Genomic DNA, 11,016 nt, shown 5'->3' with positions numbered 1-11,016 from the left:
TCCGGCCTGGCCACGCTGGTCACTGGCATGACGTATGAGAGCGCTTTCAACAAGGTCGCCACCGTCACCGACCCCAAGGGTTTCGTCACCAGCTACACCTATACCGCGCAGGGGGATCCGTATACCGTCACCCGTCCCATGGACGCAAACGGCGTACACCCCGTCACCACCTATGGGTACGCTTCCTTCACGCCGGCGGGCTATCCGGCCCTGTATCTTCCCGTTTCGCTCACCGAAAAAACCAGCGCGACCAACAACGTGGTGACCGCCACCGCCTATAACACCGGCAACAAGTACGTGCCGCTGACCGTCACGGTGGATTCCGGCACCGGCAAACTCAACCTGACCACCACCTTCATCTTCAACGCGACGGGCGATCTGACGGTGGTGGATGGCCCGCGAACCGACGTTTCCGACATCACCACCACGGCGTATGACAACCAGCGCCGGCCCATTCAGATCACCGATGCCTTGGGTAAGCTGACTAAATATGCCTATGATGCGGATGGAAACTTGATTCGCTCCTCCACCCAGATAGGTGCGCAATGGATGGTTTCCTGCAGCACCTACACGGCCACCGGCAAAGTGCTGAAGGCCTGGGGTCCGGGTCAGACGGCATCGGACGCGACCTGCCCCACCGCTGCCGCACCGATTGCGGTCACCGACTATGGTTACACCGTCTTCGATACACCCTATCGCATTACCGAGAATCTGACGTCAGGCGAAGGCGGCAACCGCATCACCGAATATTCCTATCACCTGGATGGGAGGCTCTACAGCGATACGCGTGCCGTTGGTACAGCAACGCCGCAGCCTTATGCCTACTACCTTTATACGAACAACGGCCTGCTCGCAAGCATCAAGGATGGCAAGAACAACCTGACCACCTACCAATACGATGGCCATGACCGGCTGGCGAAGACGCTGTATCCGGATAAGACCACGCCGGGCGTATCTTCCGCCACTGACTACGAACAGCTGGGCTATGACGCCAATAGCAACATCACCAGTCTGCGGGGGCGCAATGGTCAAAGTACCGCGCTGGCCTATGACAACTTGAACCGGCTGGTGGCGCGCAGCTACCCGGTTACTGCGGACAATGTCATCTTCAGCTACGATCTGCTGAACCGGCGTATCGCCTCCAGTTTCGCCGATTCCAGCCATACCGTCACCTACGCCTGGGACAATGCGGGCCGCCTCGCCAGTACGGCGATGAACGATGCGACCCTGGGCACCAAGACGCTCTCGTACCAATACGATGCCGCGAGCAACCGCACCCGCGTCACCTGGCCAGAGGCCACGCCGTTCTATGTCACGACATCCTATGATGCGCTCAACCGCCCCACAGTCATCAAGGAACTGGGCACGACCAGTCTGGCCACCTACGCCTATGACGACCTCTCGCGGCGCACCACGATAACACTGGGTAACGGGGCAGTGACCACTTACGGCTATACTACGCAATCTGCACTGGCCAGCATCTCTCACAACCTTACCGGCTCTTCCCAAGATAACACCTGGACCTACACCCGCAATCAGGTGCAGGAGATTGTGACTCAGGCGTTCAGCAACAACGCCTACCAATGGACCGGGTATGCCAGCGGGACGGTGAATTATACAAGTAACGGCCTCAATCAATACGCTACCGCAGGAAGCGTCACGCCGAGCTATGACGCGAACGGCAATCTGACGGGGGAAGGCACTTGGACCTATGGATACGACCAGGACAATCGGCTAAGGACAGCGAGCAAGACGGGCGTATCCGGAACCTTGAGATACGATCCGGAAGGGCGCCTGCGCCAGACTGATATTTCTTCCGCAATCCGCAATCTGCTCTATGACGGCACCAACCTGGTGAGCATGTATAACGCGACGGGCAGTGTCATGCACCGCTACGTCTTCGGCCCCGGGGTCGACGAGCCCATCGTCTGGTATGAAGGCTCGGCCACGGGTGTCAAGACCTGGCTGTTCGTGGATCACCTGGGCTCGATCGTGGCGCTGGATGGATCGAGCACCGGCATCAGGACGTATGGCCCTTATGGCGAACCGTTGCCTGCCTCCGCGGGTGGCGACCGATTCCGCTACACCGGGCAACAGCTGGTGAGCGAACTGGGTCTGTACTACTACAAGGCGCGGTTCTATTCGCCGACCCTGGGGCGCTTCCTGCAGACCGATCCGGTGGGGTACCAGAGCGACCTCAACCTGTATGCCTATGTGGGGAATGATCCGGTCAACGGCATCGATCCGGACGGGGCTGCCCCATTATTCATTGTGCTTCCGGCAATTGGAGGTGGGATCAGTGCCGCGCTCCAGGGATACGAAACAGCCTTGAAAGGCGGCAGTGCGCTCGAGATCGCGGCTGCGGCGGGTAAGGGCTTCATATCCGGTTATGCGGGAACCGCCGCGGGACTCGCCACTGCACTTGTGACCCGCAGTCCCGCAGCTGTCGGAGCAATCAGCGGCGGAGTGGAAAACGTGACCAGTTCACTGTTGAACGGCAACACATCGAGTGTAGCAGATGTCGCGAAAGCGGCTGCCGCTGGAGCTGTAATAGGAAAAGCGGCGAATGTAGCGCTTCCGTTAATAAGCCGGATAGCACCAGATTTTGCTTTCAAGACAGCAGCGGATTTCAGGCAGACGGTTACCAATAACGCGACCCGCCTGCTCGACCAGACCGTTGCCACCAGTCTGGTTGGCGGCGGTGTTCAGGCGGTCGGCGGGTTCGTGACCAATATGAATTCCAGCACAGGCGGAGGAAAGCCTAAGTAAGTTATGTCATCGCGCGATCTCTTTAATTTGGCCGAAGCCTACATCGATAATGAGGACATGGGCCAAGCCAAGGAACTGATCCAGCAGGCGATGGCCTTGGGGCCGATGAACGAGGACATCATATCGCGAGCCGTGGTTCTGCTTGTGTATATGGAACTCTACAGCAGCGCCAGGAAGGTTTACGAGGATTATCGGCAGCGAACCGGATTGGAACTGTCCGATTACACTTATGCCCGTGTTGTTCAGTGGGAGCAGGAAAACAGGGTGGTGGACGATGTGCCGGTCTTCGATCTGACCGCGGGGCCGCTGCGGTTCGTGAGGCTGTCGGACATGCAGCGCGGAGACTCCACTCTTGTCAGGACCGACCTGCCCGTGGGGGAGCTTGAAGTCTCGGAGCAGGGGATAAGGATCGTGCAGTCTGGCATAAAGTACCAGTATGAATGGAAGGAGATCACCCGGGCGAGCATCGTGACGCGGATGATACCCAAGGGTATGAGGTCTGATACCCCAAATTACTCGCAAAAGATCTGCACCCTGGAAGCGCCGGAGGAGAAGCGGTTTCAGTTCGACGTATCGTCGACTAATCCAGACTTCGGAGGGGCTTTGCTGCTACGCGCCATCTTGGAGAAATACCTGGATGTGGAATCCATCGATGAACGCAAGCCCGGCTTCAAGGCGGGAGAGGACGACCCCATCCGCAATCTGAAGCGCGGCGACCGCAACAGGATGCTGCTGATAATAGGTGGGATCATCCTGTTTCTCATATTTCTGGAACTCAGCCAGTCGTCCTCGGGATAGACGCTCTACTCGATCAAACAGTAGGGCAGGATGGGTGGAGCGCAGCGCAACCCGTCATCTCCCGGAGAGTGTCGCGATGGGTTGCATTTCATTTCTCTACCGGGCGGTATGCGATGTCCCAGGTGAATAGGGAAAAGCGGGGCTCCGCTGGGTTTCTCATCGATATCCGGTAGTCGTACAGCGCAGTCCGATGTCGCCGCGGTATCGCCGGCGCTGTTGCCCCTGCGAAAACGGCACGCCGGCCGGCCTCCACTCTCCCGGGCGACATGCGCAGCGGGTCGGCGGCAGTTCCCCTTCAACTGGGAACTGTCGGTGATGCGCGCCAGCAGCGTGGTGCGCCTGCTGATCGACCACGGGTTGGAAGCCACGCGCCTGACGGCGCTGGGCCATGGCGAATACCACCCGCTGGCCTCGAACGAGACCGTCGAAGGGCGGATGCGCAACCGGCGCGTCACCGTGCTGATCCTGCCCGCGCCGCCCGATCTAGCTGGCGATTAGCGTGAAGTGCCATCGGTCGACGACGATGCCGATATCCCCGATCCACCTGTGTGGACTTTCCCCTGAGCTCACATCATAGCCTCGATTTGCCCGCTACACCGGAAGTCCATGTAGACAGCCGAATCAGGGTTCATAGGTAATGTCGCGAAGATGCTGGGACCAATTGCTCCATATTTAGAGCAATGTTATCCAAAAAATGATCTTTATTCCACATAGAAAGCAATGGATAATTCCGCGGGAAGTTCAGAAAAATTAATGCTCACAAACCCGCGGTTCGCTGGGAAAACTGACCCTAAGCAAATACGTTAAACCCAGCCAGGTAAGCTGCCAGAAGCGACCAGATTTCAGTTTCGAATCCCAGAGAAATTGGGGGAGGTCAGAGCATTTAACCATAACAATGATAAGGTTATTATAAAGTTTATAGGGAGTAATTTTATGAAACGTGTTATCAACGTGGTTATTATTGTTCTGTCAGTTATGCAAATAACCGCGTGTAGCCGTCCTTCGGTGCCGATTAATGAAAGAGAAAGAGAAAATTATGAAAAAATTGTTGCTGGCGGAATAATAGAATGTCCCTATGGACTGGATGCCAATGGATCATGCCTCAAAGAAGGTGAAGATGGCATCTGGAGATAGCAGCCAGTTCTGGTTTCGGACGTGTAGCCTTACACACATGCAACGCGCGGCAACACGTCGAGAAGAGTTAGATACAAGCCGTTGAGCGTATGCCGCCGGTGCTGCCGATGAGGCGGGTTACGTCGAGGGCATCACGCACGACTGCGTCACGACGCTGTTTGCGGCACTGGACATTGCCAACGGCAGCGTCATCACAGTGCAAACTCCAACACTGGCATCAAGAATTTCTCTCGTTCCTGCACATGTGAACGAGCAGATGCCGGAGCATCTGGACATTCATCCGATCTGCGACGCCACGCATAAGCACGCCAAGATGCGCGTCTGGCAGGCCAAGAGGCCGCGCTACCACATCCACTTCACGTCGACCTGCAGCTCCTGGCTCAATCAGGTCGAACGCTGATTCGGCTGGATCACTCAGCAGGCCATCCGGCGTGGCTCGTTCGATTCAGTACCGAGTTCAAACGCAAGATCAACGAATTCACCGAGTGTTGCAACCACCATCCGCGGTTGTTCAAGTGAACCGCCACCGCTCGATCCTCGCCAAGATCGAATGTTATCCGCGAAGACTAGACAGTAAAGAAGCAGGGGGGCTCGCACGCCCGCGGTTCAGCCTTCGCCCAGCCGGCGGCTGGAGGCGCAGGGCTGAGGGCGGCCGCCGGAGCCGTACAGGTCCGTGCCGGGCGCGCCATGGATCGCCTGCAACAGCGAGAGCCGCTGCTGAGTATGGCGCAGGCGCTGCCCGACGAGGATGCCGTTGATCCTGTTGAGCTGACTGGCGGTCTCGGCCAAGGTCCGCAATTCATTCCAAGCCCCGGTGGCAGGGCCTTCCCGCAGCAAGGCTCCCGTTCCGCCAGGCGCGTGCGGCAAGCCGGATGCATCCAGCCAGTGGGCGCGTGCCGCGGCCAGTTCTGCAAGTTGCTGGGCCCGATGCGCCTTTTCCGTGGCCAGCGGCGGCAGCGGCGACGGATCCGCCTGTTGCAGGGCATGCTGCTCGCGCCGCAGCAGATCGATGAAATCCAGCATCGCATCCCGTTCCCGGGCGATGCCCGCAGCCGGGTCGAAACCGGCGGGTGGCGTATGGTGCATGTCAGCCCTGTCTGGCCGGGACAAGCTCGCGTGCGGCTTCGAGCAGGCGATCGGCCACCTTTGCGGTGTTCACCGTGAAGCGCCCTTCGTCGATGGCCTGCCTGATGGCGTCGACCCGCGCCTTGTCGAAGGTTTCGGTGTTCGCCAGTCTGTTCTCGATGTTCTGCAGCTGGTTGCTCAACCGGACGCTGTCGGCTGGACCGTGGTTCGGCCCATCCGGTGTTCCGATGCGGACGTTTTTCTGTCCCGCTCTGGCGGCGGCCGGCTCATTGGCCAGCGCGGCGGCAGCGGTACTGAGAGTGTTTTCTATCTTCACAATGGATCTCCGGCAGTTGTTGCGTAACAAACGTAACGGCAGCCTTGCAGGAAACTTGAGGCCGATTTTTCATGAGGCACACGGCCATGGCTTCTTCAATAGGAGACTTCCACGACCGCCCCGGCACGGGCGATGCCGCTGACCACCGGTCCCGATCCGCTGCGAACCTGCACCGGCTGTCCCTCGGCCGCATTGTTGAGGGCCCGCCCGTCGGCAGTCACGCTGAAACCGCGGCCTCCGGAAACCAGCTTCACGCCCTGGTTCAATAGCACCGCCGCCTGCGCGCGCAGCATGTCCTGGCGCAGCGGGCTACCGATGGGAAGGCTGCTGCTCAGCGTCCTGCCGACGATCTGGGCAGGGTCCGTGGCGACGCCTGCGGGGAGTTGCGTCAGATCCCCCCGGTGCAGGGCCAGGTCCGCCATCTCGATCGGCCGGCCCGGCGTCAGCGGCCGGGTGCTGACCACGTAGTCCGACAGCACCTTCACGTTTGCCCGCACGTAGAGTGTCCAGGCATGAGGGGCCAGGCAGCGCATGGTCACGGCCGTATGGCCCCATGGCCGGCTGCCGGGCGGCAGGGAAGGTTCGAGCGCCGCGCACGCAGGCAGGCTGGTGCGTGCGTCGATCCCGGTCACCGTGACCTCGATCTGGCCGCGCAGCCCCACCGACTGGACATGGAGGAAATTGGCTGCCGCGACCTCGACCGCGCGCAGATCCTGTTTGCCGGTCGCCGATGCGGCCGTGGACAGGGCAATCAGTGGAATCAGGCTCAGGCCGAATCGAAGTGCCTGCAGAAGTGTGATGGACATGGTTGGCTTCTCCTTCGAAAAATCACTCCGTGGCGGCCCGCACAGGCGGAAACCGGTCCCGGAGACCGGGTTTCGGATTGAGATAGTGCCGGCATTCTATTGACGGTGCGCCGCCCGCCACGGCCGGAAATGGCATGGGTTTCATGCGTTGTTTCCAGGATGGCTGGGAAGATCCCGGTGCTATCGTCCCACCTCGTCACCACGCGTCGGGCGAGGCAAGGCGCGAGAAGAGGGCATTTTCCCCTGCTGCTCCGCCTTTTGAACCAAGACCGCAGGGGATAGCATTTCGCCATGCAGCCATCCATCCGGTGGCCCGGTATGCTCGGCGTACCGTAGCCCGTTCGAGGAGGTCATATGTTCGACAAGCTGGATGCGGCATTCCGTTTTCACCAGGATGCCGCCAATCTGAGGACCCATCGCCAGCAGCTGATCGCGTCCAATATCGCCAATGCCGACACGCCGAATTTCAAGGCGCGCGACATCGATTTCACGAGTGCGCTGGAACAGGCGAAGGGAAGCCGGCCGGCCAGGCTCATCGCCACCGCGCCGAACCACATCGCTTCCTCCCGGGGAAACACCCCAGCAGGGAATGCGCCCCTGCTGTACCGTACCGCCGTGCAGGGCAGCGTGGACGGCAATACGGTGGACATGGACGTGGAACGCGGCCAGTTCGCCGACAATGCGATCCACTACGAGGCCAATCTCACGTTCATCAACGACCAGATCCGGCTCATGCGGTCTGCCATTCAAGGTTAAGGAGCGATTCGCACCATGTCCCTGTTCAACATATTCACCGTCGCCGGCTCGGCGATGACCGCCCAGAACCAGCGCCTGAACGTGGTGGCCAGCAACCTGGCCAACGCCGACAGCGCGGTGAGCTCGAATGGGCAGCCTTACAAGGCCAAGCAGGTGCTGTTCATGAGCGTGCCGGCCACCCCCCATGCGGATGCCGGCGATTCCGCCCATGGGGTCAGGGTATCGGCGGTCATCGAGGATCAATCCCCGATGAAGCGGGTCTACGAGCCCACCCACCCCATGGCGGACGGGGAGGGCTTCGTCGCCATGCCGAACGTGAACGTGGTGGAGGAGATGGTCGACATGATCTCCGCCTCGCGCTCGTACCAGAACAACGTGGACATGATGAACACGGCCAAGACCCTGCTGCTGAAGACCTTGACCATCGGACAATGAGGAGACGCGCATGAGCACGATTCAGGACGCACCATCGACCCGGACGGTCGCGGACGTAACGGGAACCCGGGGTACCGCGCGGACCGGAACGGACGAGATACAGGACCGGTTCCTCAGGCTGCTGGTCACGCAGATGAAGAACCAGGATCCCCTCAACCCGCTCGACAATGCCCAGGTGACGACGCAACTGGCGCAGATCAGCACCGTGAACGGGATCGAGAAGCTGAACGCGACGATGGAAGCCCTGACGGGCAGCGTGGGCGCGGGGCAATCCCTGCAGGCCGCCGGCATGATCGGCAGGAACGTGCTCGTGCCCGGATCCACTTTGCAGCTGGCGGGAGGCAGGGGAGCTTTCGGCGTCGAGCTGGCGGAGGCTGCCGACCAGGTGAAGGTCGCGGTATACGATGCGGCGGGGCGTGAGGTGCAGGTCGTGAACCTGGGGGCGCTACCGCCCGGCGCCCTGGCGCTGGAGTGGGATGGCGCCACCGCGGACGGAGGAAGGGCCACGGATGGCACCTACCGCCTCGCCGTCAGCGCGTCGCGCAACGGGCAGCAGGTGAGCGCGCAAACCCTGGCCATCGGTTCCGTGCAGGCCGTCTCGCAAAACGGCCCGGGGGTCGTGCTGAATCTCGGGGCCCTGGGCACGGCCGGTCTGGCGGACGTCCGGCAAATTCTTTAAACCTCGCGCACCGGTCGTCCGATCGGGCGCATTCAAGGAGTCATCATGAGCTTTCAGCAAGGGTTGAGCGGTTTGAACGCAGCCTCCAGGAACCTGGACGTGATTGGCAACAACGTGGCCAATGCCGGCACGGTGGGTTTCAAGCAGTCGCAGATCCAGTTTGCGGACGTGTTCGCCAATTCCCTCACCGGCGGCGGCGCCCAGGCCGGGATCGGGGTCAAGGTTGCGGGCGTTGCGCAGCAATTCAATCAAGGCAGCATCACCCAGTCCAGCAATCCGCTCGACATCGCCATCAACGGCGGCGGCTTCTATCGGCTGAGCGGCGACGGCGCCATCAGCTATTCGCGCAACGGCCAGTTCCACGCCGACAAGGACGGCTACGTCGTGAACGGCAACGGCCTGCGGCTCACCGGATACGCGGCGAACGCGGCCGGCATGCTGAATACTTCCGTTCCCGTCGACCTGCGGCTTTCGACCGCCGACCTGCCGCCTTCGGCGACGACCCGGGTCGGCGGCGAGGTGAACCTGGATTCGCGCGCGGCGGTGCTCAACCCTGCCGCCTTCAGCCTGGCCGATCCCGACACCTACAGCAGCACCACGTCGGTGCCGGTCTACGACAGCCTGGGCAACCCCAGCACGCTGTCGACCTACTTCCTGAAGACCGCCGCCAACAGCTGGGACGTATTCGCCGCCCGGGACGGCGCGCTGCTCAATGGCGGAACGCCGGTCGGCTCCCTCAATTTCCTTTCCAACGGGCTGCTGGATCCGTTGACGCCCAGCACGTTCGGCGTGACGGCCGCGGTTACGACCGGCGCCAGCCCTCTGGCCTTCGACCTGGATTTCGCGGGCACGACCCAGTTCGGTTCCGCTTTCGGCATCAACGCGCTGTCCCAGGACGGCTACACCTCGGGCCAGCTGACCGGCTTCGCCGTGGGCGAGAATGGCGTGATCCGCGGCAGCTATTCCAACGGCGAGTTCCTGACCCTGGGGCAGGTCGCGCTGGCGAGTTTCGCCAATCCGCAGGGCCTGGAGCCGGGCGGCAACAATACCTGGACGGAAAGCTTCGCCTCCGGCGTCCCGCTGGTGGGCGCGCCCGGCAGCGGCGGGCTGGGTGCGCTGCAGGCGGGCGCGGTCGAGGATTCCAATGTGGAGCTCACGTCCGAACTGGTCAACATGATCACGGCCCAGCGCGTCTACCAGGCCAATGCCCAGACCATCAAGACCCAGGACCAGCTGCTCCAGACCATCGTGAACCTGAGATGACCGAAGGCGTACACACGCACCGTCCGGCGCGCCGGCCGGGATGGGCGGCGCATTTTCCACGGGAGCAGATATGGACCGCATGATCTACGTCGCCATGACCGGCGCCAAGCACACGCTGGGACAGCAGGCCGCCCTGTCGCACAATCTGGCGAATGCCGGCACCGTCGGCTATCGCGCCGGACACAGCGTCCTGCGGGCGGTACCGGTGTTCAGCGACACGCTCGCCACCCGCGCCTTCGTGGTGGATTCCAGCGCGGGGGCGGACCTGCGCCCCGGCGCGATGCAGCAGACCGGGCGCGAGCTGGACGTGGCGGTGCAGGGGCCCGGATGGATCGCGGTGCAGCTCGAGGACGGGAGCGAGGCCTATACCCGCGACGGCAGCCTGCACGTCAATCCCAACGGCCTGCTGCAGACGCGCAGCGGCCTGAACGTGCGCGGCGACCTCGGCACCCTCTCCATCCCGCCCAATACCCTCGTCACCGTCGCCGCGGACGGCACCCTTTCCACGGTTCCCGCCGGCGCGGGAACGAGCGAGCCGAACATCTCGGCGACCCTGGGACGCATCAAGCTGGTCAACCCCCCCGAGGCGCAGCTGGTGCGCGGCCCGGACGGTCTGTTCCGGCTGGCCGGCGGAGGCGAGGCCGAGGCCGACGCCGAGGTCAGGCTGGGCAGCGGCATGCTCGAGGGCAGCAACGTCAACGTGGTCGAGGCGCTGGTCGACATGATCGCGCTCTCCCGCCAGTTCGAGGCCCACATGAAGCTGCTGCAGAATGCCGAGGGCAACGCCCAGCGGGCCAGCCAGCTGCTGTCCCTGAACGCATGACGCCCGGCGCACGCAAGACGGGCACCGGCGCCGGGCCGCCTCGCGGGCAAGCTCGAAGCAGGGGCGCAATCGCCCCTCTGTTCGCGGGTCTGCTTCCCTTCATTCCGCGCTACGATGTCGCGGACACTGCCACCGGGGGGGATCGCCGGCC

The 11,016-nt window shown here is 62.1% G+C and carries 12 protein-coding genes and 1 pseudogene; 10 read left to right on the top strand and 3 right to left on the bottom strand.

The genetic code is table 11. From position 1 onward, the window contains the following. The 5 genes and pseudogenes from BT108_RS02660 to BT108_RS14255 form a co-directional block, all read left to right on the top strand. Positions 1-2,769: RHS repeat-associated core domain-containing protein (locus BT108_RS02660; protein ID WP_143142361.1), on the top strand; the 2,769-nt coding region annotated here is incomplete at its 5' end. 27 nt (positions 2,770-2,796) lie between these two features. Then, positions 2,797-3,567: a hypothetical protein gene (locus BT108_RS02655; protein WP_143142360.1), complete on the top strand. Its 771-nt coding sequence runs from the start codon at positions 2,797-2,799 to the stop codon at positions 3,565-3,567. 216 nt (positions 3,568-3,783) lie between these two features. Next, the gene (locus tag BT108_RS14070) at positions 3,784-4,065 is read left to right on the top strand and encodes an OmpA family protein (protein ID WP_072292984.1); all 282 of its coding nucleotides are present in this window, start codon (positions 3,784-3,786) and stop codon (positions 4,063-4,065) included. Between the two features lie 435 nt (positions 4,066-4,500). Further along, complete coding sequence (locus tag BT108_RS13445; RefSeq protein ID WP_143142359.1) at positions 4,501-4,701, top strand: hypothetical protein; 201 nt, start codon at positions 4,501-4,503, stop codon at positions 4,699-4,701. A 74-nt stretch (positions 4,702-4,775) separates the two neighbouring features. Further along, positions 4,776-5,098: pseudogene (locus BT108_RS14255) on the top strand (IS630 family transposase); the annotation flags it as partial. A 209-nt stretch (positions 5,099-5,307) separates the two neighbouring features. Here BT108_RS14255 and BT108_RS02645 read toward each other — a convergent pair. From BT108_RS02645 to flgA, 3 genes are all read right to left on the bottom strand, one after another. Beyond that, entirely contained in the window at positions 5,308-5,787 is a 480-nt protein-coding gene (locus BT108_RS02645) for a flagella synthesis protein FlgN (protein WP_072292983.1), read from the bottom strand. Position 5,788: 1 nt separating this feature from the next. Next, positions 5,789-6,103, bottom strand: coding sequence for a flagellar biosynthesis anti-sigma factor FlgM (flgM, locus tag BT108_RS02640; RefSeq protein WP_072292982.1), 315 nt, complete (start codon positions 6,101-6,103; stop codon positions 5,789-5,791). Between the two features lie 95 nt (positions 6,104-6,198). Continuing rightward, complete coding sequence (flgA, locus tag BT108_RS02635; protein ID WP_072292981.1) at positions 6,199-6,909, bottom strand: flagellar basal body P-ring formation chaperone FlgA; 711 nt, start codon at positions 6,907-6,909, stop codon at positions 6,199-6,201. A gap of 354 nt (positions 6,910-7,263) precedes the next feature. On the opposite strand from flgA, the gene flgB reads away from it, so the two are divergent. From flgB to BT108_RS02610, 5 genes are all read left to right on the top strand, one after another. Next, positions 7,264-7,665, top strand: a complete 402-nt coding sequence (gene flgB, locus BT108_RS02630) for a flagellar basal body rod protein FlgB (protein ID WP_072292980.1) — start codon at positions 7,264-7,266, stop codon at positions 7,663-7,665. 15 nt (positions 7,666-7,680) lie between these two features. Next, on the top strand, positions 7,681-8,100 hold the full coding sequence (gene flgC, locus BT108_RS02625; RefSeq protein WP_072292979.1) for a flagellar basal body rod protein FlgC: 420 nt from the start codon (positions 7,681-7,683) through the stop codon (positions 8,098-8,100). A gap of 10 nt (positions 8,101-8,110) precedes the next feature. Then, complete coding sequence (locus BT108_RS02620) at positions 8,111-8,779, top strand: flagellar hook assembly protein FlgD (RefSeq protein ID WP_072292978.1); 669 nt, start codon at positions 8,111-8,113, stop codon at positions 8,777-8,779. A 45-nt stretch (positions 8,780-8,824) separates the two neighbouring features. Then, positions 8,825-10,042 carry a flagellar hook protein FlgE gene (flgE, locus tag BT108_RS02615; RefSeq protein WP_072292977.1) on the top strand — a complete coding sequence of 406 codons (1,218 nt, stop codon included), beginning with the start codon at positions 8,825-8,827 and terminating at the stop codon, positions 10,040-10,042. 70 nt (positions 10,043-10,112) lie between these two features. Beyond that, the gene (locus BT108_RS02610; protein WP_072292976.1) at positions 10,113-10,865 is read left to right on the top strand and encodes a flagellar basal body rod protein FlgF; all 753 of its coding nucleotides are present in this window, start codon (positions 10,113-10,115) and stop codon (positions 10,863-10,865) included. Positions 10,866-11,016 lie beyond the last annotated feature (151 nt).

The sequence above is a fragment of the Nitrosovibrio sp. Nv17 genome (genome assembly GCF_900119085.1).
Taxonomy (GTDB): Bacteria; Pseudomonadota; Gammaproteobacteria; order Burkholderiales; family Nitrosomonadaceae; genus Nitrosospira.
Note: the sequence above shows the minus strand (reverse complement) of the source record. Positions and strands in the feature narration are given on the sequence as shown.

Bases quoted from the DNA above. Each gene is read 5' to 3' on its own strand.
- flgE (WP_072292977.1), top strand. From the start codon at position 8,825: ATGAGCTTTCAGCAAGGGTTGAGCGGTTTGAACGCAGCCTCCAGGAAC.
- BT108_RS02610 (WP_072292976.1), top strand. From the start codon at position 10,113: ATGGACCGCATGATCTACGTCGCCATGACCGGCGCCAAGCACACGCTG.
- flgA (WP_072292981.1), bottom strand. From the start codon at position 6,909: ATGTCCATCACACTTCTGCAGGCACTTCGATTCGGCCTGAGCCTGATT.
- flgC (WP_072292979.1), top strand. From the start codon at position 7,681: ATGTCCCTGTTCAACATATTCACCGTCGCCGGCTCGGCGATGACCGCC.
- BT108_RS13445 (WP_143142359.1), top strand. From the start codon at position 4,501: ATGAAACGTGTTATCAACGTGGTTATTATTGTTCTGTCAGTTATGCAA.
- flgB (WP_072292980.1), top strand. From the start codon at position 7,264: ATGTTCGACAAGCTGGATGCGGCATTCCGTTTTCACCAGGATGCCGCC.
- BT108_RS02645 (WP_072292983.1), bottom strand. From the start codon at position 5,787: ATGCACCATACGCCACCCGCCGGTTTCGACCCGGCTGCGGGCATCGCC.
- BT108_RS02620 (WP_072292978.1), top strand. From the start codon at position 8,111: ATGAGCACGATTCAGGACGCACCATCGACCCGGACGGTCGCGGACGTA.